Origin of the sequence: Rheinheimera pleomorphica, from assembly GCF_011634895.1 — a bacterium.
GTDB lineage: Bacteria > Pseudomonadota > Gammaproteobacteria > Enterobacterales > Alteromonadaceae > Alishewanella > Alishewanella pleomorphica.
Genome location: NZ_SIRR01000008.1, coordinates 346,668 through 371,772, shown reverse-complemented (window position 1 = coordinate 371,772; position 25,105 = coordinate 346,668). Strand labels below are relative to the sequence as shown.

The 25,105-nt window shown below is 50.8% G+C and carries 20 protein-coding genes and 2 tRNA genes; 21 read left to right on the top strand and 1 reads right to left on the bottom strand.

Annotated features, from left to right (window positions below; all coding sequences use genetic code 11):
* Positions 1–4: 4 nt before the first annotated feature.
* From carB to EYB30_RS10865, 4 genes are all read left to right on the top strand, one after another.
* Complete coding sequence (carB, locus tag EYB30_RS10880; protein ID WP_166838936.1) at positions 5–3,226, top strand: carbamoyl-phosphate synthase large subunit; 3,222 nt, start codon at positions 5–7, stop codon at positions 3,224–3,226.
* Positions 3,223–3,699: a transcription elongation factor GreA gene (gene greA, locus EYB30_RS10875; protein ID WP_166838935.1), complete on the top strand. Its 477-nt coding sequence runs from the start codon at positions 3,223–3,225 to the stop codon at positions 3,697–3,699. Before carB ends, greA begins: the two co-directional genes overlap by 4 nt.
* A gap of 212 nt (positions 3,700–3,911) precedes the next feature.
* The gene (locus EYB30_RS10870) at positions 3,912–5,495 is read left to right on the top strand and encodes a methyl-accepting chemotaxis protein (protein WP_166838934.1); all 1,584 of its coding nucleotides are present in this window, start codon (positions 3,912–3,914) and stop codon (positions 5,493–5,495) included.
* 1 nt (position 5,496) lies between these two features.
* Positions 5,497–7,239, top strand: coding sequence for a putative bifunctional diguanylate cyclase/phosphodiesterase (locus EYB30_RS10865; RefSeq protein WP_166838933.1), 1,743 nt, complete (start codon positions 5,497–5,499; stop codon positions 7,237–7,239).
* Between the two features lie 72 nt (positions 7,240–7,311).
* Here the strand turns inward: EYB30_RS10865 and yhbY are convergent, their stop codons facing one another.
* The gene (yhbY, locus tag EYB30_RS10860; protein ID WP_166838932.1) at positions 7,312–7,608 is read right to left on the bottom strand and encodes a ribosome assembly RNA-binding protein YhbY; all 297 of its coding nucleotides are present in this window, start codon (positions 7,606–7,608) and stop codon (positions 7,312–7,314) included.
* Positions 7,609–7,691: 83 nt separating this feature from the next.
* Between yhbY and rlmE the strand changes: the two genes are divergently transcribed.
* The 17 genes from rlmE (at position 7,692) to EYB30_RS10775 (ending at position 25,101) form a co-directional block, all read left to right on the top strand.
* On the top strand, positions 7,692–8,321 hold the full coding sequence (gene rlmE, locus EYB30_RS10855; RefSeq protein WP_166838931.1) for a 23S rRNA (uridine(2552)-2'-O)-methyltransferase RlmE: 630 nt from the start codon (positions 7,692–7,694) through the stop codon (positions 8,319–8,321).
* A 58-nt stretch (positions 8,322–8,379) separates the two neighbouring features.
* Positions 8,380–10,299: an ATP-dependent zinc metalloprotease FtsH gene (ftsH, locus tag EYB30_RS10850; RefSeq protein WP_206674622.1), complete on the top strand. Its 1,920-nt coding sequence runs from the start codon at positions 8,380–8,382 to the stop codon at positions 10,297–10,299.
* Positions 10,300–10,387: 88 nt separating this feature from the next.
* On the top strand, positions 10,388–11,221 hold the full coding sequence (folP, locus tag EYB30_RS10845) for a dihydropteroate synthase (protein ID WP_166838929.1): 834 nt from the start codon (positions 10,388–10,390) through the stop codon (positions 11,219–11,221).
* Between the two features lie 3 nt (positions 11,222–11,224).
* Positions 11,225–12,559, top strand: coding sequence for a phosphoglucosamine mutase (gene glmM, locus EYB30_RS10840; RefSeq protein WP_166838928.1), 1,335 nt, complete (start codon positions 11,225–11,227; stop codon positions 12,557–12,559).
* A gap of 82 nt (positions 12,560–12,641) precedes the next feature.
* Complete coding sequence (gene tpiA, locus EYB30_RS10835) at positions 12,642–13,394, top strand: triose-phosphate isomerase (RefSeq protein ID WP_166838927.1); 753 nt, start codon at positions 12,642–12,644, stop codon at positions 13,392–13,394.
* 2 nt (positions 13,395–13,396) lie between these two features.
* Positions 13,397–13,726, top strand: coding sequence for a preprotein translocase subunit SecG (secG, locus tag EYB30_RS10830; protein WP_166838926.1), 330 nt, complete (start codon positions 13,397–13,399; stop codon positions 13,724–13,726).
* A 12-nt stretch (positions 13,727–13,738) separates the two neighbouring features.
* Positions 13,739–13,823, top strand: a tRNA-Leu gene (locus EYB30_RS10825).
* A gap of 74 nt (positions 13,824–13,897) precedes the next feature.
* Positions 13,898–13,974, top strand: a tRNA-Met gene (locus EYB30_RS10820).
* A gap of 265 nt (positions 13,975–14,239) precedes the next feature.
* A complete protein-coding gene (gene rimP / locus EYB30_RS10815) occupies positions 14,240–14,695 on the top strand; it encodes a ribosome maturation factor RimP (protein ID WP_166838925.1) in 456 nt (151 codons plus the stop codon).
* Positions 14,696–14,724: 29 nt separating this feature from the next.
* Positions 14,725–16,224, top strand: a complete 1,500-nt coding sequence (gene nusA / locus EYB30_RS10810; protein WP_166838924.1) for a transcription termination factor NusA — start codon at positions 14,725–14,727, stop codon at positions 16,222–16,224.
* Positions 16,225–16,245: 21 nt separating this feature from the next.
* Positions 16,246–18,930, top strand: coding sequence for a translation initiation factor IF-2 (gene infB, locus EYB30_RS10805; RefSeq protein WP_166838923.1), 2,685 nt, complete (start codon positions 16,246–16,248; stop codon positions 18,928–18,930).
* A gap of 71 nt (positions 18,931–19,001) precedes the next feature.
* Positions 19,002–19,433, top strand: a complete 432-nt coding sequence (rbfA, locus tag EYB30_RS10800; RefSeq protein ID WP_166838922.1) for a 30S ribosome-binding factor RbfA — start codon at positions 19,002–19,004, stop codon at positions 19,431–19,433.
* A complete protein-coding gene (gene truB, locus EYB30_RS10795; RefSeq protein WP_166838921.1) occupies positions 19,433–20,365 on the top strand; it encodes a tRNA pseudouridine(55) synthase TruB in 933 nt (310 codons plus the stop codon). Before rbfA ends, truB begins: the two co-directional genes overlap by 1 nt.
* 109 nt (positions 20,366–20,474) lie before the next feature.
* The gene (gene rpsO, locus EYB30_RS10790; RefSeq protein WP_134057319.1) at positions 20,475–20,744 is read left to right on the top strand and encodes a 30S ribosomal protein S15; all 270 of its coding nucleotides are present in this window, start codon (positions 20,475–20,477) and stop codon (positions 20,742–20,744) included.
* A 176-nt stretch (positions 20,745–20,920) separates the two neighbouring features.
* On the top strand, positions 20,921–23,050 hold the full coding sequence (gene pnp / locus EYB30_RS10785) for a polyribonucleotide nucleotidyltransferase (RefSeq protein WP_166838920.1): 2,130 nt from the start codon (positions 20,921–20,923) through the stop codon (positions 23,048–23,050).
* Entirely contained in the window at positions 23,043–23,939 is an 897-nt protein-coding gene (nlpI, locus tag EYB30_RS10780) for a lipoprotein NlpI (RefSeq protein ID WP_166838919.1), read from the top strand. The genes pnp and nlpI overlap by 8 nt, the downstream gene beginning before the upstream one ends.
* Positions 23,926–25,101, top strand: coding sequence for a hypothetical protein (locus EYB30_RS10775; RefSeq protein WP_166838918.1), 1,176 nt, complete (start codon positions 23,926–23,928; stop codon positions 25,099–25,101). The genes nlpI and EYB30_RS10775 overlap by 14 nt, the downstream gene beginning before the upstream one ends.
* Positions 25,102–25,105 lie beyond the last annotated feature (4 nt).

Genomic DNA, 25,105 nt, shown 5'->3' with positions numbered 1-25,105 from the left:
TGCAATGCCAAAACGTACCGATTTAAACAGCATTCTAATTTTAGGCGCCGGCCCTATCGTCATTGGTCAGGCGTGTGAGTTTGACTATTCAGGTGCCCAGGCCTGTAAAGCGTTAAAGGAAGAAGGCTACCGCGTTATTCTGGTGAACTCGAACCCGGCCACCATTATGACCGATCCGGAAATGGCGGATGCCACTTACATAGAGCCAATACACTGGCAGGTAGTAGAAAAAATCATTGAAAAAGAGCGCCCTTGCGCGGTGCTACCCACTATGGGTGGCCAGACTGCGCTGAACTGTGCGCTGGACTTAGAGCGTCACGGTGTACTGGCCAAATACAATGTCGAAATGATTGGCGCTACCGCCGATGCGATCGATAAAGCCGAAGACCGTAGCCGCTTTGATAAAGCCATGCGTTCGATCGGGCTGGCATGCCCACGGGCTGGTTTGGCCCACTCGATGGAAGAAGCTTACCAGGTGCTGGACGACATTGGTTTTCCGTGCATTATCCGACCATCTTTTACCATGGGTGGCTCAGGCGGCGGTATTGCCTATAACCGCGAAGAGTTTGAAGAAATTTGTACCCGCGGCCTCGATTTATCGCCCACCAAAGAGCTGCTGATTGACGAGTCGTTAATCGGTTGGAAAGAGTACGAAATGGAGGTGGTGCGCGATAAAAACGATAACTGTATTATCGTCTGTGCCATTGAAAACTTCGACCCTATGGGCGTACACACCGGCGACTCTATTACCGTGGCACCGGCGCAAACGCTGACTGATAAAGAGTACCAGATCATGCGTAATGCCTCTTTGGCAGTGCTGCGTGAAATCGGCGTTGAAACCGGCGGTTCGAACGTACAGTTTGGTATTAACCCGGTGGATGGCCGTATGGTTATTATCGAGATGAACCCAAGGGTGTCACGTTCATCGGCACTGGCGTCGAAAGCCACCGGCTTCCCGATCGCCAAGGTAGCGGCCAAGCTGGCGATTGGTTATACACTGGACGAGCTGGCCAATGATATTACCGGTGGCAAAACCCCGGCCTCGTTTGAGCCGAGCATTGACTACGTGGTCACTAAGGTGCCCCGTTTTAACTTTGAAAAATTTGCCGGCGCCAATGACCGCTTAACCACCCAGATGAAATCGGTGGGTGAAGTGATGTCTATCGGACGCAACCAGCAAGAATCGCTGCAAAAAGCCTTGCGCAGCCTCGAAATTGGCGTTTGTGGCCTGGATCCGATCATTGATATCAGTTTGCCGGAAGCCAAAGATAAAATTATCCGTGAATTAAAAGAGCCTGGCTCGCACCGTATTTGGTATATCGCCGATGCGCTGCGTTTGGGCATGAGCATGGATGAGATATTCAGCCTGACCAATATCGACCGCTGGTTCCTGATCCAAATTGAAGATTTAGTCAAAGAAGAGCTGGCGCTTGGCAAAGATGGTTTTGCTGCGCTGGACCAGGCGCGGCTTAAACGCTTAAAACGCAAAGGCTTTGCTGATAAGCGCATTGCTGATGTACTGGGCGTTAGTGAAAACGAAGTACGCAAAAAGCGCTACAGCTTTAATATTCACCCGGTGTATAAGCGGGTGGATACCTGTGCCGCCGAGTTTGCCTCTAACACGGCCTATATGTACTCAAGCTATGACGAAGAGTGCGAAGCCATGCCGACTAACCGCGATAAAATTATGATTATCGGCGGCGGGCCAAACCGTATCGGTCAGGGCATTGAGTTTGACTATTGCTGCGTACATGCGGCGCTGGCGCTGCGTGAAGACGGTTTCGAAACCATTATGGTGAACTGTAACCCGGAAACAGTTTCTACCGATTACGACACCTCAGACCGGTTATATTTTGAGCCCATCACCCTGGAAGATGTGCTGGAAATTGTGCGTAAGGAGCAGCCAAAAGGCGTTATCGTGCAATACGGTGGGCAAACACCGCTGAAATTAGCCCGCGCTCTGGAAGCGAACGGTGTGCCAATTATCGGCACTTCACCGGACGCGATTGACCGCGCTGAAGACCGTGAGCGCTTCCAGCAGGCGGTAGAGCGTTTAGGCTTGAAGCAGCCGAAGAATGCTACCGTAACCAGCTTGGAAGAAGCCATTACCAAATCAGCTGATATCGGCTTCCCGATGGTAGTGCGCCCATCTTACGTGCTGGGCGGCCGGGCAATGGAAATTGTTTATGATGAGCAAGACCTGCGCCGTTATATGAACGAAGCGGTTAGCGTATCGAATGACTCGCCGGTGCTACTGGATAACTTCCTTGATGACGCTATTGAAGTGGATATCGATGCCATCTGTGATGGCAAAGAAGTGGTTATCGGCGGCATTATGGAACATATTGAACAAGCCGGTGTGCACTCAGGTGACTCGGCTTGCTCATTGCCGCCGCACAGCCTGGGTAAAGACATTCAGGACGTGATGCGCGAGCAGGTGCGCAAGCTGGCACTGGAACTGGGGGTAGTTGGTTTAATGAACACCCAGTTTGCGGTGAAGGATGGCGAAGTTTACTTAATTGAAGTCAACCCGCGTGCCGCCCGTACTGTGCCTTTTGTGTCTAAGGCAACCGGTATTGCTGTGGCTAAAGTGGGTGCCCGCTGTATGGCCGGCAAGTCACTGGCTGAGCAAGGCGTAACGAAAGAGATTATTCCACCATTTTTCTCGGTAAAAGAAGTGGTTATTCCCTTTAACAAATTCCCGGGTGTCGATCCTATTTTAGGCCCTGAAATGCGCTCGACCGGTGAGGTAATGGGCGTGGGTGACACCTTTGAGCAGGCGTTTGCTAAAGGCCAGTTAGGGGCCAGTACCGTTATTCCAACCGGTGGCCGTGCCTTGCTTTCAGTTCGCGACAGCGATAAAGTGCGCGTTATTGAACTGGCTAAGCGCATGGTTGAAAAAGGCTTTGAGCTGGATGCCACCGGCGGTACCGCCCAGGCCCTGCAAGCCGCCGGTATTGATTGCCGCCGGGTGAATAAGGTGTCAGAAGGCCGGCCACATATTCTGGACCGGATTAAAAACGGCGAGTACAGCTATATTGTTAACACCACTGACGGCCGTCAAGCGATAGAAGACTCCAAAATTATTCGCCGTGGTGCATTGCAGTACAAAGCTAACTACACTACAACGTTAAACGCCGCCTTTGCTACGGTGATGTCAAATGCTGCCAGTGCTTTTGACAGCGTAGCCTCGGTGCAGGAACTACATAAGAGAGTAAACGGATGAGTGCAATTCCGATGACAGTACAGGGCGCAGAACGTCTGCGCGCTGAGCTGCACGAATTAAAATCAGTTAAGCGTCCTGCCATTATTCAGGCGATAGCGACGGCGCGAGAGCACGGCGATTTAAAAGAAAACGCCGAGTATCATGCGGCCCGCGAACAGCAGGGATTTTGTGAAGGCCGTATTCAGGATATCGAAGCCAAGCTGTCGAATGCGCAGATCATTGATGTGACTAAGCTGCCTAATACCGGTAAGGTGATTTTTGGTTGCACGGTGACGATTCTGAATCTGGACACCGAAGAAGAAGTCACTTACCGCATAGTGGGTGACGATGAAGCGGATATCAAAAATAACCTGATTTCGGTGAATTCGCCGATTGCCCGTGGCTTAATTGGCAAAGCGGCAGACGACGTGGTTAATATTACTACACCTAAAGGCGTGGTAGAGTTTGAAATTACTGCGGTGCAGTATTTATAACAGCAGACCACTTAGCGTGACACCCTAGCGAGAAATCCCGGCCTGCGTGCCGGGATTTGTGTTTTAGCGACTGCCATTTTATGGCGTCACCGGCTAGTTTGTTAACTGTTTGAGTTTTGACCAGGATCAATTAGTGGGCATATTTTGGCCTGCTGTTTCTGATCCGGAACTTGTATTATTTCGCCATAATAATAACAAAGGTGTGGCGAAATATGCGACGTAATGCTCAGCTTAGCGGGATAGAAAAACAGTTTGACAAAACCACTCATTTAATCACGACCACGGATGCCCGGGGTGTCATTACCTACGCTAACGACGAATTTATCCAGGTTTCCGGTTATCAGCGCGACGAACTCATCGGCAAAAATCACAATATTATCCGTCATCCGGCGATGCCATCTGCCGCTTTTAAAGACTTATGGCAAACGCTAAAGCAAGGGCGTTCATGGCGTGGGGCGGTGATCAATCGCTGTAAAAACGGCGATCACTATTGGGTTGATGCCTATGTCACGCCAATAATGCAAGATGGCCAGCTTATTGAGTATCAATCTATCCGCACTTATTTGCAGCCGGCACAGCGGCAGCGGGCTGCAAAGCTCTACGAACAATGGCAGCGCAATACGTTACCCAAAACAGTTAAGCTAGCCGGCAATGGTGTGCAATTATTGTGGTCTGCTGCGATAGCGCTGGGACTGGCTGTTTTAGGCGTTTGGTGGCTGTTTATTTCTGCACATTTGGCCGCTGTTGCTGTATTAGCGCTACTAGTCGTATTTTGCACCGGACAATGGGCACAGCAAAAGAAATTAGCCAACTTACATAGTATTGCCTGTCGCACCTCAAGTAATCCCTTACTCAGCTATATCTACACCGGTCGTTCTGACAACTATGCCCTTATTGCTTTTGCACTATCAACACAGCGTCAGGAAATCCGCGCCTTGATGGCCAGGTTAGCTGATACAACGGCCTTATTAATGGCGACACGGGATACCAGCAGTGAGCAAATAAAGGTATCTGTCAGGCAAAGTGAAAACCAGTGTAAGTCATTAGTGGCGTTTGTCACCGAACTTAATGCACTGGCCGTTAGCCAGCAACAAGTGTCCGGTGTCATAGCGCAAAGCGTTGACCTTACGCAGAACACCAGTAAAGCAGCGGAACAGGGCGCTGAGCAGTTAAGTACTATGCTTGCTGTATGCACTGAGCTGGAGCAACAGATGAGCCATCTGAACGACCAATTCGCTGCTGTGAGTGTTCAGGGTGAGAATATTAGCAGTGTGGTTAATGTGATCAGTGAAGTTGCCGGGCAAACTAATTTGTTGGCGCTAAATGCCGCGATTGAAGCGGCGAGGGCTGGTGACGCTGGCCGTGGCTTTGCGGTTGTTGCCGATGAAGTACGCGCACTTGCCAGCAGAACTGCCTGTTCTACCGAAGAAATTCAGCGCATTATTGACGAACTACAACGAGGCATTAAGCAGTCTTCGCATGCATTGGCATCCGGCACTGCAGTGCTGCAGACGACGATAGACGCAGCGGGAAATGTCGCTGCAGTAATTAAACAGGTGCTTGATATAGTGGGCATGATAAGAGCACAGATGCAAGAGGTTGTGGCATGTTGTTCTTATCAGTTGGCCAGCTGCGATAACTTAACATCTGCTGTGGGCACCGTAGAGCAACTGTCTACCTCTGCGGCCAATGCGGCGAATATTGCACAACTACACAGTGAAACCCTGGCACAGAAGCTGGATGAAATAAGTATTCTGGCATGTCATTTTTTAGCCGAGCAGCAAAAGGCGTCCTAGCATGAAAATGAATGAGCTGCACTGTGGTTGCTGTGCGGCGGCGTTAACGGTACACCCGCTGACAGATTGTCTGGCAAACCGGATGTGTGAGTCGCTGTTTCAGCATAACGCCGAGGGCATTATGTTAACCGATGCCGCAGCCATCATTTTACGGGTCAATCAGGCCTTTAGTTGTATCACTGGTTTTACCGCAGCGGAGGTGCTGGGCAAAACCCCGGCGATATTACGCTCATCGCATCACGACGCCAGCTTTTATCAACAGATGTGGGCCGCTATTAGCACTACGGGTAGTTGGCAGGGCCGGATTTGGAACCGGCGCAAAGATAATTCGGTTTATCAGCAGTGGTTAAAAATTACGGCAATCTATAACGAACAGAAGCAGATCACGCATTACTTATCAGTATTTCAGGACTTGAGCATTGTCAGGTTGCACGATCAGCAGCGTCGCAAGCTGCTAACGCTGGATAACCTGACCGGTTTAGGTAACCGCGAGCTACTGGTCAGCCGCTTTCCACAAATATTGGCACAATGCCGCGCACTAAACTTAATGTTGCATGTTGTCTGGATTGACGGTGGCCAACTAACACAGGTAAATCAACAACATGGCCTGAAATATGGTGACTTGTTAATCAAAGCGCAGGCGCAGACATTAAAAGCGGCAGTTAGCCCAGAGCAAACCCTGGTGCGGCTGTATGCCGATGACTATGTGGTACTGGCGGTGTCTGCCTGCACAGACGCTGCTGTTGAGACACAATTGCAAGGTTTTATTGACGGCCTTAGCCAGTCTTATTTGCTGGATGATATTCAGGTAAGCACGACACCGGCGATAGGCGTAGCCCGCTATCCGCTGGATGGTGATAGCGAAGAGCTGTTACTGCAGGCAGCAGAAACCGCCTTGTTCCATGCCAAAAAGCAGGGCGGCGGCAGAGTGTGTTTTTACAATGCCAGACAAGCTGCGGCATCTGTCCGCCGGCACCAGATCAAGCATTTACTCAGTGCTGAGCTTAGCGCTGTGCCAAGTGAGCTTAGCTTATATTTTCAAGCCAAAGTTGTCATGCAAAGCCGAAAAATCTGTGGTGCTGAAGTGCTGCTGCGCTGGTGCTCTGCCCAGCTGGGATGGGTAAGTCCGGCAGAATTTATCGCTATCGCTGAAGAAAGCCGGTTAATTATTCATCTGGACCGCTGGGTGATTAATGAATTGTGCCGAGTGGTACAACTGTTGCCGGAGCAACGGCGGCCATTAATTTCATTTAATGTCTCGGCCCGTCAACTCAGTGAAGCTGATTTCGCTGACTGGTTACTTAATTGCCTGCAACGGCATAATTTGCCTGCGGCCGCGCTGGAGATGGAAGTAACCGAAAGCGCCTTTATCGATAATCCGGCGCAAGCCATGCAGCTACTGTCCCGTTTAAGACAGCAGGGGTTGCGTATTGCGTTAGATGACTTTGGAACCGGCTACTCTAGTTTGGTGTATTTAAAAAATATGCCGCTGGATACGGTAAAAATCGATCGTTCTGTTATTTTTGATGTCACGTCAAACTACAAATCGCAGTGCATTTTGAAACGCTTGCACGCTATGCTGCAAGATTTGCAATTAGCGATGGTAGTGGAGGGCGTCGAAACGGAAGTGCAGCATCAGCTACTGCACAATATGGGCTGTGAAGTGGCACAGGGATTTTTTTATGGTAAACCGATGCCGGTAGAGCAATTTTGTCAATTACTGCAAGGCTCAAGGTTATGTTAGGCGGCATACGGGCGGCAGATACAATCAGTTTATGCCGCCGTATTCAGCTGACAGATGACGGCATAGTTGGAGTTAACCGCGCGGCAGCACGATCTTTTTATCATCGCTGGGACGGAACAACACCAGGGTTTTTCCGATAACCTGCACCTTATCGGCTTTGGTTTCACGGATAATGGCGTCCATAATCAGTACTTTCTGTTCGCGATCTTCAGTCGGCACTTTTACTTTAATCAGCTCGTGAAAGCTCAGGGCGTTGTCAATTTCAGCGACAACACCTTCTGTTAAGCCGTTGCCGCCTAGCAGCACGACAGGCTTTAGCTCATGTGCCTTGGCTTTTAAAAATTGTTTCTGTTTGTTGGTTAAACTCATAAAATGCTCATTTTTGCAGGTAACGCTTGAATTTGCGTTATTGTAGCGCCATCTAACGCATAACACTATTTAAGAGTGACAGCATGACCAAGAAAAAGCGCTCTGCCAGTTCGACCCGCTGGTTGAAAGAGCATTTCGATGATCAATTTGTGCAAAAAGCACAAAAATTAGGGCTGCGCTCGCGCGCAGCGTTTAAACTGGAAGAGATTAACCAGCAGGACAAACTGATTAAACCGGGGATGACCGTGGTCGATTTGGGATCGGCACCGGGCAGTTGGTCGCAGTTTTGTGTCGGCCTGGTGGGCGACAAGGGTAGCGTAATCGCTTGCGATATTCTGCCGATGGATCCGATAAACGGTGTAAGTTTCTTGCAGGGTGACTTTCGTGAAGACGCGGTGTTAGACGCATTACTGAGCCGGATCAACGGTAAGAACGTAGATGTATTACTGTCCGATATGGCGCCGAATATGAGTGGTAATGACACCACTGATCAGGCACGTTCTATCTATCTGGTAGAGCTGGCATTGGATATGTGTAACAAAGTATTGAAGCAAAATGGCAGTTTTGTGGTCAAAGTATTTCAGGGTGATGGCTTCGAGCAGTTTTTAAAAGACGTGCGCTCGGCGTTCACTACTGTAAAAATTCGCAAGCCTGATTCGTCCCGCGCACGTTCGCGTGAGACATATATCGTGGCGACCGGCTTTAAAGTCTAGTAAAGTAGCCGGGTAATTATCTATTTATCGGTAAAAAGAGGTTATAACCTTGAGTGACATGGCAAAGAATCTGATTGTCTGGTTAGTGATCGCCGTCGTACTAATGTCGGTGTTCAATAGCTTTGGCCCCGGCGACAGCGTTGACCGGCAAACCAGTTACACTCAGTTTATCAAAGAGGTAAATCAGGGGCAGATCCGCGAAGTGAAAGTGGAACGCTCTGGCGTGATCACCGGTGTTAAACGCAGTGGTGAACGCTTTGAAACCGTGATCCCGACAGGTTATGACGAAAAACTGCTGGATGACTTAATTAAAAACGAAGTGAGCTCTTACGGCAGTAAGCCGGAAGAGAGCAGCTGGCTGGCAACCATTTTTATTTCCTGGTTCCCGATGCTGTTGCTTATCGGCGTCTGGATTTTCTTTATGCGCCAGATGCAGGGCGGCGGTGGCAAAGGGGCCATGTCGTTTGGTAAAAGCAAAGCGCGGTTAATGGGCGAAGATCAGATTAAAACGACTTTTGCAGATGTTGCCGGTTGTGATGAAGCCAAAGAAGAAGTATCTGAACTGGTTGACTATCTGCGTGACCCGTCGCGTTTTCAAAAGCTGGGCGGTAAAATTCCCAAAGGCATTTTAATGGTGGGCCCGCCGGGTACCGGTAAAACCTTGCTTGCCAAAGCCATTGCCGGCGAAGCTAAGGTGCCATTTTTCACCATTTCGGGTTCTGATTTCGTCGAAATGTTTGTTGGTGTCGGTGCCTCACGGGTGCGTGACATGTTTGAACAAGCTAAGAAAGCCGCGCCTTGTATTATCTTTATTGACGAAATTGATGCGGTGGGACGTCAGCGTGGTGCCGGTTTAGGCGGTGGCCATGATGAGCGCGAGCAAACCTTAAACCAGATGCTGGTTGAAATGGATGGCTTCGATGGCAACGAAGGTATTATCGTCATCGCTGCAACCAACCGCCCTGATGTATTGGATCCGGCGTTATTGCGCCCTGGCCGCTTTGACCGTCAGGTGGTGGTAGGTTTACCGGATGTAAAAGGCCGCGAGCAAATTTTAAAAGTGCATATGCGTAAAGTACCACTGGCCGAAGGCGTTGAGCCATCTGTAATTGCCCGTGGTACGCCAGGTTTTTCAGGTGCCGATTTAGCCAACCTGGTAAACGAAGCGGCGCTGTTTGCTGCCCGCGGCAACCGTCGCGTGGTGTCAATGGATGAGTTTGAAAAAGCCAAAGACAAAATCATGATGGGCGCAGAACGTCGCTCTATGGTAATGACGGAAAAAGAAAAAGAGATGACGGCCTACCACGAAGCGGGACACGCTATTGTTGGCCGTTTGGTACCCGAGCACGATCCGGTTTACAAAGTTAGTATTATTCCGCGTGGCCGCGCCTTGGGTGTAACCATGTACTTGCCGGAGCGCGACCGGGTATCGCACAGCAAGCGCCATTTGGAGAGCATGATTAGCTCGCTGTTTGGTGGCCGTATAGCTGAGGAAGTGATTTACGGCTTTGAGCAGGTAACCACCGGCGCCTCGAACGACATTGAACGTGCGACTGACTTAGCCCGGAAAATGGTCACTCAGTGGGGATTCTCAGAAAAGCTGGGGCCGTTGCTGTATGCCGATGAAGAAGGCGAAGTGTTTTTAGGTCGCTCGGTCAGTAAAAACAAGCATATGTCAGAAGATACGGTTAAAGCCATCGATGCTGAAATTCGTGACTTTATTGACCGTAACTACGACAGAGCGAAAAAGTTGATTGAAGAAAATATGGACATACTGCACGCGATGAAAGACGCGCTGATGAAGTATGAAACCATAGATGCAAAACAGATTGACGATTTAATGGCACGCCGCGAGGTACGTCAGCCAGAGAATTGGGAACCCCGTGATAAACCGGGTTCAGACGATAAACCCGATGCCAAGGCCAGCAAAGACGACACTGTGGCAGCGGGCAAACCGTCGGAAGGTAATTTGCACTAACAGTCATAAAAGATCTGTTAATCCAAGCCCCGGTTTATGCCGGGGTTTTATTTTGGTTGTCACATACCTTAAAGCAAGCAGGTGAGTTATGTTGTTGTCTTTACCCCGCCAGCGCCAGCTGGATTTACGCCAACCGGTGGTCATGGGCATATTAAATGTCACACCGGATTCGTTCTCTGATGGCGGCAAGTATCATCAACTGGATGCGGCCTTGTATCAGGCCGAGCAAATGCTCAACGACGGCGCTGTGATCCTGGATGTAGGCGGGGAATCTACCCGACCGGGCGCTGCAGATGTATCTGAAGCGGACGAGCTGCAACGGGTGGTGCCGGTTGTCGCAGCGCTGCGGCAACGTTTTGATTGTGTAATCTCCGTTGATACCAGTAAAGCCGCGGTAATGTCAGCGGCCGTTCAGGCCGGTGCCGATATGCTCAATGATGTCAGGGCATTGCAGGAGCCTGGCGCATTACAAGTCGCGGTGAGCGCGCAGCTGCCAGTGTGCCTGATGCACATGCAGGGCGCACCAAGGGTAATGCAGCATGCACCGCAATACCGTGATGTTGTGGCTGAGGTAAAGCAGTTTCTGTTACAAAGGGCTGCACAGTGTGAGCAAGCCGGCGTACGCAAAGAGCATATTATTCTCGACCCGGGTTTTGGTTTTGGCAAAAGTCTGGCGCATAACTATGAACTGCTTAAGCAGTTAGACAGTTTCTGCGCTGATGGCTATCCGGTACTGGCGGGGATGTCGCGCAAGTCAATGATTGGTCAGTTACTGAACGAACCTGTAGAACAGCGTTTGGCAGGCAGCCTGGCCTGCGCTACTATTGCAGCACTAAAAGGCGCCCGTATTATCCGGGTGCATGATGTTAAAGAAACCGTGCAGGCTGTCAGGGTCGTGACAGCGATGCAGTTTGGAGCATAAAGGATGAGCAGAAAATATTTTGGTACTGATGGTGTGCGTGGACGGGTGGGCGACTTCCCGATCACACCGGAATTTGCCATGAAGTTAGGTTGGGCAGCAGGCCGGGTGTTATCACAGCGTGGTACTCGTAAGGTATTGATAGGTAAGGATACTCGTATCTCCGGTTATCTGCTGGAAACGGCACTGGAAGCCGGCTTAATTGCAGCAGGCATTGATGTGCGTTTGTTGGGGCCTATGCCGACACCGGCAGTGGCGTACCTAACCCGTACCTTTCGTGCTGAGGCAGGCATTGTCATTAGCGCTTCGCATAATCCGTATTATGACAATGGCATTAAATTTTTCTCGGCCGATGGCACTAAGTTACCGGATGAGGTTGAGCTGGCAATAGAATACGAACTTGAGCAACCTATGGTATGTGAAAGCTCGGAAAAGCTGGGTAAAGCGCAGCGTATCGACGATGCGGCCGGCCGCTATATCGAGTTTTGTAAAAGCCATCTGCCCAATCATTTATCACTCAGTGGCATGAAGATTGTGATCGACTGTGCTCACGGTGCCACCTATCACATCGCGCCAGCGGTATTTAAAGAACTGGGCGCTGAAGTAATCGTAATAGGTGCCAGCCCGGATGGCTTAAACATCAATGATAAATGTGGTGCTACCCATACTGAATTGCTGCAGCAAACGGTGGTTGAACGCCAGGCTGACTTAGGCATTGCTTACGATGGTGATGGTGACCGGGTAATGATGGCCGACCATAGTGGCCGCATTATCGATGGCGATGAAATTGTCTACATCATTGCCCGCGCCGCCAAAGCGCAAAACAAACTGCAAGGTGGCGTTGTCGGTACCCTGATGAGCAACCTGGGGCTGGAGCTGGCATTAAAACAGCTGGACATTCCGTTTGAGCGTAGCAAGGTAGGCGATCGATATGTGATGGAGTTACTGCGGGAGAAAAACTGGCGTATCGGTGGTGAAAACTCTGGCCATGTGCTGAATTTAGACCACACCTGCACCGGTGACGGCATTATTGCCTCACTGCAGGTACTGACGGCGATGATCGAAGCCAAAATGACGCTGGCCGAATTTAGCCAGGGTATGCATAAGCTGCCACAGGTGTTGGTAAATGTGAAGTTTGAAAAAGGCACGGCGCCGTTGGAAAAACAGCATGTAAAGCAGGTTATTGCCGAAGTAGAAGCAGAATTGAACGGCAGTGGCCGGGTACTGATCCGCAAAAGTGGCACCGAGCCTTTGATCCGCGTAATGGTAGAGGGAGAGCAGGAAGCGTTAGTACGCCAGTATGCTGAGCGCATCGCCGCTGCGGTAAAAATCGCCAGTTGATTGTCCAAATACGCCACTTATACTTGTTTGCACCGGCGTGGTTAGTTAATATCGCGCCGGACTTACAACAGGATATAACCAAATGCAACGTAAAGCCCTGATCGCCGCGAACTGGAAAATGAACGGTTCTGCCGCTCTGGTCACGGACATGACAACGGCACTGACGCCGTTGCCGCTCGATAATGTTGACGTGTTGGTATGTCCGCCGGCGACACTGCTAAACAGGTTTTCTGCTGAGCGTAATTTTGCCCTGGGGGCCCAGACGCTAAGCCAGGAAAGTCGGGGTGCCTTTACCGGTGAGTTAAGTGCAGAACTACTGCTGGAAGCGGGGGCGACTTATGTCATCGTCGGACATTCTGAGCGGCGCACCCTGAATTTTGAAACCGATGCACTGGTTGCGGCAAAACTGGCTACTGCGGTCACGGCCGGTTTGATACCAATCCTGTGTATTGGTGAGTCATTGGCTGAGCGGCAGCAAGAAAAAACACAGCAGGTTCTTGCGCGGCAACTTGATGCGGTGTATGCTTCGCAGCCCGAATTACTGGCGAAATCGGTAGTTGCTTACGAGCCAATATGGGCCATAGGTACAGGTGAGTCAGCCACTCCGGAGCAGGCGCAACAAACGCATGCGTTTATCCGGCAACATCTGGCTCAATACGACGCGCAGGCGGCAGTAGGGGTGAAATTGTTGTATGGCGGCAGTGTTAATGCAGACAATTGCGCTGCGTTATTTCAGCAAGCCGACATCGATGGTGCGCTGGTAGGTGGCGCCAGCCTGAAACCAGCAGAATTTGCGCAAATTTGCCTTGCAGTTACAAAAGGTGCAAAGGATTAAGCATGTACGAAATTTTGATTGTTGTGTATTTGTTAGTGGCCATGGCATTGATTGGCCTGGTATTAATTCAGCACGGTAAAGGTGCTGATATGGGCGCAGCCTTTGGCGCAGGCGCCTCTGCCACCGTATTTGGCTCTTCAGGTACGGGCAATTTTTTAACTAAAACCACCACTATTCTGGCAACCATCTTTTTTGTGTTGAGTATCGTGCTGGGTAACTACAGCGCAGGGCAGAGCAAACAGGTTGATGAATGGCAGGACTTATCTGTGCCTGTAACAGAACAGGTTGAGCAGAAGAAAGACGAGACCAGCGACATCCCTGTCGGAAACTAATCCACAAATTTAGCCGAGATGGTGAAATTGGTAGACACGCTATCTTGAGGGGGTAGTGTCTTCGGACGTGCGGGTTCAAGTCCCGCTCTCGGCACCAAATTTATCAACAGTTTGCCAAGGCAAGGCTTGCGATAACACAGTCAGCGCTATATAATAAGCGCCAATTACGGACGCGGGATGGAGCAGCCTGGTAGCTCGTCGGGCTCATAACCCGAAGGTCGTCGGTTCAAATCCGGCTCCCGCAACCAACTTTGCAGTACAAAATAGTTTAATTTTGTTTTAGTACTGAAGGTTGTCGGTTCGCTCTCAAACTCTGGGGCTCCCGCAACCAAATTTAGTTTCAATTAACATTGGCGATATGTTAGTTGATTGGATGCCCATTCGCCCCGCTAGTTCGGGGCGTTTTCGTATCTGCAGACTCAGTTTTACGCAGTAATGGGCTACAGGCCCTTTTTTTATTGGCTGTTGTTGTCAGCGCAAAGGCGTGCAATAGCAGTTTTTCCGGAGGTCTCGTTGACTAAGCAAGAACAGAAACTGACAGAGCTATTGCTGCCAACGGTTGAAGCCAGTGGCTTTGAACTGCTGGGGCTGGAGCTGGTGCAAGCCGGCCGGCATTCTACCTTGCGGCTATACATCGACCATGCCGATGGCGTCAATGTTGACGATTGCGCCGTGGTAAGCCGCGAAGTCAGTGCCATTTTAGATGTGGAAGATCCTATCGCAAACGAATACCTGTTAGAGGTATCGTCTCCCGGTTTGGATCGGCCGCTGTTTACCCCGGCGCACTTTGCCGCGGTAGTTGGACAGAAAATAGAAGTAAAACTGGCCATTCCTCAGGATGGCCGGCGTAAGTTCAAAGGCGTACTAACAGCTATTGAAGACGATATGTTGATAGTGGAAGTAGATGGCAAACCCTATCGTTTGCTGATGGATAATGTAGATAAAGCAAACGTGGTACCGGTGTTTTAAGGTATCGGGGCTAAGCGAGGCAACAGACAATGGCAAAAGAAATATTATTAGTTGTTGATGCAGTTTCAAACGAGAAATCAGTACCACGGGAAAAGATTTTCCAGGCACTGGAGTTTGCACTGGCAGCAGCCACCAAAAAGAAAAATGAAGGCGATATCGAGGTGCGCGTCAGCATCGATCGTAAAACCGGCGCTTATGAAACCTTCCGCCGTTGGCAGGTAATTCCGGATGACCAGGTGCAAGAACACCCATACCGGGAAATGACATTGTCGGCAGCGCAGTACGACGATCCAACGGTTCAGGTTGGCGATTACTACGAAGAGCAAATAGACTCGATCGAATTTGACCGTATTACGACTCAGATGGCCAAGCAGGTTATCGTACAAAAAGTACGTGAAGCCGAGCGTTCACAGGTCGTAGAAGCTTATATCGACCAGGTGGGTGAGTTAGTTACTGGCGTGGTGAAGAAAGTAAACCGTGACAGCATTATTGTTGACTTAGGCAACAATGCTGAAGCCATGCTGGGTAAAGATGAAATGTTACCGCGCGAAACCTACCGCCCGGGTGACCGTATTCGTGCCCTTTTGTTTGAAGTAAAACCTGAAGCGCGCGGTGCCCAGCTGTTTTTAAGCCGGTCACGGCCGGAAATGCTGCTGGAACTGTTCCGCATTGAAGTGCCGGAAATCGGCGAAGAAATGATTGAACTGCGTGGTGCGGCCCGTGATCCGGGTGCGCGCGCTAAAATCGCAGTGAAAAGCAATGACCGCCGTATTGATCCGGTAGGTGCCTGTGTTGGTATGCGTGGTTCACGGGTACAGGCTGTATCTAACGAATTAGCTGGCGAGCGCGTAGACATCGTATTGTACGACGACAACGACGCCCAGTTTGTTATCAACGCCATGGCACCGGCAGAAGTGGCCTCCATCATCGTTGATGAAGATGCGCACTCAATGGATATCGCCGTTGAAGATTCTAACCTGGCGATGGCGATTGGCCGTAATGGCCAAAACGTACGCTTAGCCAGCCAGCTGACCGGCTGGGAGCTGAACGTGATGTCGGTATCGGCGATGCAACAAAAGCATCAGGAAGAAACCGCTAAGGTACGCCAGGTATTTGTTGACGCGCTGGAAATTGACGAAGACTTCGCTGATGTGCTGGTAGAGGAAGGTTTCTCTACATTGGAAGAAATCGCCTATGTGCCGATGAGTGAACTGCTCAGCATCGATGGCCTGGATGAGGCCACTGTAGAAGAGTTGCGCAGCCGTGCCAAGGCGGTGTTAACCACACGCGCCCTGGCCAGTGAAGAGTCACTGGAAGATGCGCAACCGACCGAAGCGCTGTTAGCGCTGCAAGGTTTAGATACCCATACGGCCTATGTTTTGGCCAGTAAAGGGGTAACCACGTTAGACGACCTGGCCGAGCTGGGTGTCGATGATTTACTGGAAATTGCCACCATGTCGGAACAACAAGCCGCCGACCTGATCATGGCTGCCCGTAACATCGTTTGGTTTAGCGAAGAAAATAAGTAGTCAACGGAGGTAACAACACAAATGGCAGAAGTCACTATAGAAAAGCTAGCCAGTGATGTCGGTACTACTGTTGAACGGTTAGTGCAGCAATTCGCTGATGCCGGTATCAGTAAAACAGCCGGTCAGGTAGTAAGCGAAGATGAGAAAAAAGCCTTGCTGGAGCACTTAAGTGCTCAGCACGGTGGTAAGGCCGCTGAGCCATCGCGTTTAACGTTAAAGCGCAAAGAAAAAACCACCCTGAGTGTGTCTGGCGGTGCCGGCCGTAACCGTGAAATTCAGGTAGAAGTGCGTAAGCAAAAGACTTACGTGAAAAAGCCGCTGGTGGATGAAGCGACATTAAAAGCACAGGAAGAAGCCCGTCTGGCCGAAGAAAAAGCCCGCGCAGAAGCCGATGCTGCCCGCGCTGAAGCAGAGCGCAAAGCTAAAGAAATGGCGGCTGCTAAAGCCAAAGAAGAAGCCGAGCGTAAAGCTGCTGAAGCCAAACGTCGCGAAGAAGCCAAGCAGGCGCAGCTGTTAAAAGACGATCCGGAAGAAGCGGCGCGTCGAGCAGCAAAAGAAGAAGCCCGCAAAGAAGCCGAGCGTATTCGTCAGCAGCAGGAAGCCGAAGCCCTGCGTAAGCTGGAAGAAGAAGCCGCTAAGCAAGCTGAAGCTGCCCGTAAACTGGCAGAAGAAAACAGTGAGCGCTGGGCGCAGGAAGAAAAAGCCAAGCCAGCCGACACCGACGATTATCACCTGACCAGCAATGAATTTGCCAAGCAGGCTGAAGATGAAGTGGACGCTAAAGAAGAGCGTGCAGGCCGTCGTGGTGCCGGTAAAAAAGCGCCGGTTGTTAAAGGCAAAAAGAAAGACGATGCCAATGACAAAGAAGCCTTTAACCGTGCTAACCGCCATGCCAAGAAAAAGAAAACCCCTACCAGCATGCAGCACGGCTTTAATAAGCCAGCGCAGCCGGTTGAGCGTGAAGTGAAAATTGGCGAAACCATTACGGTTGCTGAACTGGCAGCTAAAATGGCGGTAAAAGCGTCTGAAGTGATTAAAGTGATGATGAAGATGGGTGCTATGGCGACCATCAACCAGGTCATCGATCAGGAAACGGCGGCCATCGTTTGTGAAGAAATGGGCCATAAGTTTACCCTGACCAAAGAAAACGAACTGGAAGAAGCGGTGATGTCAGACCGTGACGGCCAGGGCGAGCTCGAACCGCGCGCACCGGTGGTAACCGTAATGGGCCACGTTGACCATGGTAAAACCTCATTACTGGATTACATCCGTAAAGCGAAAGTCGCAGCCGGCGAAGCCGGTGGTATTACCCAGCATATTGGTGCTTACCACGTGGATACTGACCGCGGTATGGTGACCTTCCTCGATACACCAGGTCACGCTGCGTTTACCTCAATGCGGGCCCGGGGTGCTAAGGCAACCGATATCGTTATTCTGGTAGTGGCGGCTGACGACGGCGTGATGCCACAAACCAAAGAAGCGATCCAGCATGCCAAAGCAGCGGGTGTGCCGTTAGTGGTTGCGGTAAACAAAATGGATAAGCCAGAAGCTGATCCGGAGCGGGTACGTAACGAGCTGTCGCAGTACGATGTTATTTCTGAAGAGTGGGGCGGTGATACCCAGTTTGTGCCGGTGTCAGCCAAATCGGGTATGGGTATTGATGACTTACTTGAAGCCATCCTGAACCAGGCCGAACTGCTGGAATTAAAAGCGGTAAAAGAAGGCTTAGCCCGCGGTGTGGTCATTGAATCACGCCTGGACAAAGGTCGCGGCCCGGTTGCGTCTATCCTGGTACAGGAAGGCACGCTGAAGCAGGGCGAAATAGTTCTGTGCGGTTTTGAATACGGCCGTGTACGGGCAATGCGTGACGAGAACGGTAAAGATGTTAAAACGGCAGGTCCGTCTATTCCGGTAGAAATTTTAGGTCTGTCCGGTGTACCTCAAGCGGGTGATGAAGTCACTGTGGTAAAAGATGAGCGCAAAGCGCGTGAAGTGGCACTGTATCGTCAGGGTAAATTCCGTGACGTTAAGCTGGCACGCCAGCAGAAATCGAAGCTGGAGAATATGTTCGCCAATATGACTGAAGGCGACGTGTCTGAGCTGAACATCGTATTAAAAGCTGACGTACAAGGTTCAGTTGAAGCTATCACTGAATCACTGATGAAACTGTCGACTGACGAAGTGAAAGTGAAGATTGTTGGCTCAGGGGTTGGTGGTATTACTGAAACTGACGTTACCCTGGCAGCGGCATCGTCAGCCATTATCATCGGCTTTAACGTACGTGCGGATGGCTCTGCACGTAAACTGGTTGAAGACGAAGGCCTCGACTTACGTTACTACGGTATCATTTATGAACTGTTAGACGAAGTACGCGCGGCGATGACCGGTATGTTAGCGCCTGAGTTTAAGCAACAGATCATTGGTCTGGCGCAGGTGCGTGATGTCTTCCGCTCACCGAAATTCGGTGCTGTGGCTGGCTGTATGGTAACCGAAGGTGTGATTAAGCGTAACGCGCCTATCCGGGTACTGCGTGATAACGTGGTGATCTTCGAAGGTGAACTGGAGTCACTGCGTCGCTTTAAAGACGATGTCAGCGAAGTGCGTAATGGTTTCGAATGTGGTATCGGCGTGAAAAACTACAACGATGTGCGCGAAGGCGATCAGATCGAAGTATTTGAAGTGATTCAGGTTGAACGTACCCTGTAACCGATAAAGTAACAATACAACAGGGGCCACAGGCCCCTGTTTTGTCTTAAGCAGACAATGGAAATACAGTTATGAAAGAGTTCTCGCGGGTCGACAGACTGTCGCAGCAAATGAAAAAAGAGATGGCGGTTATCCTGCAACGCGAAATTAAAGATCCGCGTTTGCACAGCATGATCACAGTATCGGATGTAGAAGTGTCACGCGATTTATCGCATGCCAAGGTGTTTGTTACCTTTTTAGGCCTGGCCGATGACAAAGTTGAGGACAACTTAAAGATCCTTAATGATGCCTCAGGTTTTGTCCGCAGTTTAATTGGTAAACGCATTCAGGCGCGTATTGTGCCGCATATCCGTTTTGTGTTTGACGAATCACTTAACGAAGGCATCCGCATGGCGACGCTGGTGAGCACCGCAAGAGCAGAGGACGATCGTCGTCGGCTGCAGTCGGGCCAGGCACTGGATGATACTGACAACAACACTGATAGCGAAGAGCCAGCAAACTAATGGCGCGGAAAAACGCCCGGCCGGTTAACGGTATTCTGCTGCTGGACAAGCCACTGGAAGTGAGCAGTAACGGCATTTTACAGCGGGTGCGCTGGTTGTATCAGGCGCAAAAAGCCGGTCACACCGGCGCGCTGGATCCGATGGCATCGGGCTTACTGCCGATTTGTTTTGGTGAGGCGACTAAATTCAGTCAGTTTTTGCTCGATACCGATAAAACCTACCTGGTTAGCGCCCGGTTTGGTGTGCGCACCAGTACCAGTGATGCTGAAGGTGAGGTAATAAGCGAAAAGCCGGTCAGCCATAGTCAGGCGGAACTTGAGCAGGCCATGCAGGGCTTTCGTGGCGATATTTTGCAGGTGCCGACGATGTTTTCGGCGCTTAAATATCAGGGACAGCCATTATACCGTTATGCGCGTCAGGGCATAGAAGTACCCCGCGAAGCCAGGCCAATCAGTATTTTCCGTTTTGAGTTGCTTAAGCACAGTGACAAGACGGCAGATTTTCTGGTGCATTGCTCTAAGGGTACTTATATCCGCACCCTGATTGATGATTTAGGCGAGGCATTAGGCTGTGGCGCTCATGTCGCTGCGTTACACCGCACTCAGGTAGGGCCTTTTACGGCAGAGCAAATGATTAGCCCGGCACAGCTGGACGCGCTGGCAGAGCAATGCCATCAAAGCGGCGATTTTAGCGCTATGGACAACTTGTTGTTGCCACTGGATGCCGGTATTACTGCTATGCCGGCCGTGCAGTTAACGGCAGCTGAGCAGCACCGGTTGCAACATGGCCAGAGTTGTCAGCTGCAGCAGCCGGATATCAGCGCCATTAAGCTGCTTGGCCCGGATCAGGTATTCTTTGGTATCGGCCAGGTTGAGCAAGGTGTGCTTAGCTCGCGGCGTTTGTTAAATACTGCGGCAGTACAACGCAGTTAAAGCTGTTGTGAAACCAGCGCAAAATGGTATAATCTCGCGGTTTTTTGGGCTTGCTGGATGAGTGATCGGCAATTCCCTGACTTTAGTTCACTCACATTTGGAGTTAAATATGTCTTTAAGCGCTGCTGATAAAGCAAAAATCGTTGCTGACTTCGCTGTTAAGCAAGGCGATACCGGTTCACCAGAAGTACAGGTAGCCCTGTTAACTGCGTCTATCAACCACCTGCAGGGCCACTTTGCCCAGCACAAGCATGACTTCCACTCACGTCGTGGTCTGCTGCGTATGGTTAGCCAGCGTCGTAAGTTACTGGATTACTTAAAAGGTAAAGACCAGAGCCGTTACGCGACACTGATCGAGCGTTTAGGCTTACGCCGTTAATCGGTTTTTGTAAAAAAGGGGCTTTTAGCCCCTTTTTTTATGCCACATGATTATTTTTCGCTTAAGTTGGTATTTGACTGAACTATCTTTTAACTCTGGTTACAGAGTATACTAGCGCTGTATTAAATAAAGAAAATGACATCGCAATCAGGCGATCAAGTAAAGGAAACAAACACGTGACTCCCATCGTAAAATCATTCCCGTTCGGCCAACACACTTTTACCTTAGAAACCGGCGTTATCGCCCGTCAGGCAGATGCCGCAGTGCTGGCCAGCCTGGGTGATACTTCAGTTTTAGTAACGGTAGTGGGCAAGAAAGAAGCCAAACCAGGCCAGGATTTCTTCCCGTTAACGGTAAATTATCAAGAAAAAATGTACGCTGCCGGCCGTATCCCTGGCGGTTTCTTCAAGCGTGAAGGGCGCCCGTCGGAAGGCGAAACCTTAACTTCACGTTTAATCGACCGGCCAATTCGTCCACTGTTCCCGGAAGGCTTCAACAATGAAGTCCAGGTTATTGCCACTGTCGTGTCAGTACAGCCGGAAATTCAGCCGGACATCGTCGCGTTAATTGGTACTTCTGCTGCTCTGGCGTTATCAGGTATTCCATTTGCTGGCCCTATCGGTGCCGCCCGTGTGGGTTATATCAATAACCAGTATGTACTGAACCCATCAGAAGAAGAGCTTAAAAGCTCTAAGCTGGACTTAGTGGTTGCCGGTACGGCCGGTGCAGTGTTAATGGTTGAATCTGAAGCCGGTATTCTGTCAGAAGACGTGATGCTGGGCGCGGTAATGTACGGCCATGAGCAAATGCAGACAGCCATCAATGCCATTAATGAATTTGCAGCTGAAGGCGGCAAGCCGAAATGGAACTGGCAGGCTCCAGCGAAAAACGAGCCACTAATTGCCAAAATTGACGAACTGGCCCGCGCGCAGCTAAGCGAAGCCTATCAGATCACTGAAAAAGCTAAGCGCTATGAGCGCATCGCTGAAATCAAAGCCGCGCTGGTTGAAACACTGACTGCAGCGTTACCTGAAGGCGAAGAGCTGAATAAAAACGAAGTCGGCGAGATTTTCCACGACCTGGAATCAAAAGTGGTACGTGGCCGTATCACCAAGGGTGAGCCGCGTATCGATGGCCGCGACCCGGAAATGATCCGTGGTTTAAGCGTAATGACCGGCGTGCTGCCACGTACTCACGGCTCAGCGCTGTTTACCCGCGGAGAAACCCAGGCGCTGGTAACGGCGACCTTAGGTACCGCGCGTGATGCACAAAACATCGACGACTTGTTAAGTGCGAAAACTGACACTTTCATGCTGCACTACAATTTCCCGCCGTACTGTGTCGGTGAAACTGGCATGGTAGGCTCACCTAAGCGCCGCGAAATCGGTCATGGCCGTTTAGCCAAGCGCGGCGTATTAGCGGTAATGCCAGATTTCAATGACTTCCCGTACACCGTGCGTATCGTGTCAGAAATCACTGAATCTAACGGTTCAAGCTCTATGGCATCCGTCTGTGGCTCGTCACTGGCACTGATGGACGCCGGTGTACCGATTAAAGCCTCTGTGGCTGGTATTGCTATGGGCCTGGTAAAAGAAGGTGATGACTTCGTCGTACTGTCAGACATCTTAGGTGATGAAGATCACTTAGGCGATATGGACTTTAAAGTAGCCGGTACCACCGAAGGTATTACTGCACTGCAAATGGACATTAAGATTGACGGTATCACCAAAGAGATTATGCAAATTGCACTGAAGCAAGCTAAAGCGGCGCGTTTGCACATTCTGAACGTGATGGACCAGGCGATCAGCGGTCACCGCGAAGAAATGTCTGAGTACGCACCGCGTATTTACACCATGAAGATTAACCCGGAGAAAATCCGTGAAGTAATCGGTAAAGGTGGTGCGGTAATTCGTCAGATCACTGAAGAATCGGGCACTACGATTGAGCTGGAAGACGATGGCAGCATTAAAATTGCTGCGACTACCGCCAAAGCCGCACAAATCGCTATCGATAAAATCAACGCCATCACGGCTGAGATTGAAGTCGGTGCCGTGTACGAAGGTGAAGTGGTACGTATCGTCGACTTTGGTGCCTTTGTTAATGTATTACCGGGCAAAGATGGTCTGGTACATATTTCACAAATCTCTGACGAGCGCGTGAATAATGTGTCTGAGCACTTAACGGTAGGGCAGAAAGTATCGGTTAAGGTACTGGAAGTCGACAAGCAGGGCCGCGTACGCTTAAGTATCAAAGAAGCTAACGCTAAACCTGTTGCAGAGTCTGCTGATGCACAAACTAATGCCTGATAGGCTGATACGCCGCGCAGCACCTTTGGTGCTGCTGGCAACCTTGCTCGGTGGCTGTGCGACACAGTCACCCGGCGCTGCCGGCTGGCTTATTCCTGAGCCGCTGGCGGTGTCTTACCGTACTGAACTGGCGATTGCCCGTTTAAGTGAAATTTTGCATCGTGCCGAGTTATCAGAAGAGCAATCTGCTCAGCTGTACTATGACCGTGGCGTGATGTACGACAGTGTGGGGTTACGCTCATTGGCCCGGCTGGATTTTATGCGCGCCCTGCGTTTAAAGCCCGATATGCCTGACGCCTATAACTTTGTTGGCATCCACCACACAGTAAACGGCGAGTTTGACGCCGCCTATGAAGCTTTTGACTCGGCGCTGGAGTTAGCCCCAGAGCACGAGTTTGCCTATTTAAACCGGGGCATAGCCTTGTATTACGCCGGTAAAAGTGAGCTGGCGCTGACCGATTTTGAGCGCTTTCTGGCATTAAAGCCAACTGATGCCTATCGTGTGATCTGGTTATATCTGGCACAAAGTGAAGTTTCCCCATCTCGCGCTGCCAGCCAATTAACGCTAAACCTGCAACAGCTGGATGACACTGAATGGTCAACCAACATAGTGCGTTTTCTGGCCGGTGAGATAAGCGAAGCCGCGCTGCTGGATACGGTTACGCAAGACTTAACCAGCGCTCAGGTGCTGGCTGAGCGCTTGTGCGAAGTGTATTTTTATCTGGCCAAATGGCACGACAGCCAAAACCGGCCGGAGCAGGCGCTTAGTTACTATAAACAAGTGCTGGCCACTAATGTGTTTGAGTTTGTCGAGCACCGTTATGCCCGGTTGGAAATGGCACGCTTACGCGGTGAAAACCAGAGTGATGCGGGTTATGACGAGCCTTAGGCTAAGCATGCTGCTGAGTAAAAAAAGCCGGTTTACCGGCTTTTTTGCATTTGCGTTGCTCACTGCCTGTCAGCCGCTACGAGATAGCCAATCAGAACTGATGGCGCAAGCTGAAACCGAGCCGGCGGCGGCGATGCGTCTGGCTGGCCAGCGGCTGGCCAGCGGCGAATATGATGCTGCGCTGCACTGGTTTCGCCATGCTGCCGGGCTGGGAGATACCACAGCACTGCGCCACGCACTGCAATTGCAGCAACGTCAGCAAGGCCGCCTGGCAACCGCGCAGTGGTTGCAGCAACAGCTTGCTCAGGGTGTTATTGCCCCGCAAGCCGTGTCTGCGTCTGAGCGTCAGGCACTGGGATTATGGCAGGCCGGTGCGGCAGGCATTGCTGGCTTTCGTCATCGGCAGGGCTGTCAGCTAACCATACAGCCTGTTGTAACGCAGCTTGCCGGCAAGGATAACTGGCAACAGTTGCTGCAGCAGTGGCAGCAAGACAGTCAGCTAAGCCAGTTGGCTGTGTGCTTTTTACCGTTACAACAAGTCCCCAGCACGGAACTGGCCTGCACTGAGCAAAGCAGTCGCCTGATCAGTTGTCATTATCAGCCGCTGGCACCTTTGGTTGCCGATGGGCGCTTCAGCCAGTTGCTGCTATTGGCCGGGCGCGGTAAGGCCAGCTACAACAATGGCATCTTGCAGTTGCCGGACAATGCCAGCCTGGCGTTGTTACGCCACGAGTTTATGCATGTGCTGGGATTTATCGACGAGTACCGGCTTCCACTTGCCAGCGCCCAGCAGTTATGTCAACCACAGCGGTTACACCCGAATATTTTACTGGCAGAGCAAACAGAAGCCTATTTACAGCATTGGCAGTTAGCGGCGGCAGACATCAGTTTAACGCCGGTTGAAAGTTGTGCTGCGGCAGGGCAACAGGCTTACCGCGTGTTGGCAGAGCCTAATGTCATGCGCTCATTTGAGCTGGGTTTGCCTGAGCTTTATTTACAGCTGGCAAAACATATACTCAGTCAGCCCGAGCAGCTAATGCCGGTACAGTACTACTTTGCCTATCTGGCCAGGCAGCAACAGAACTGGGCACAGTGGCAGCATTTTATGCAACAGGCGTCTGACTGGGGTTATGCTGATGCACAGCAGGCGCTGGCGCCTTAATACG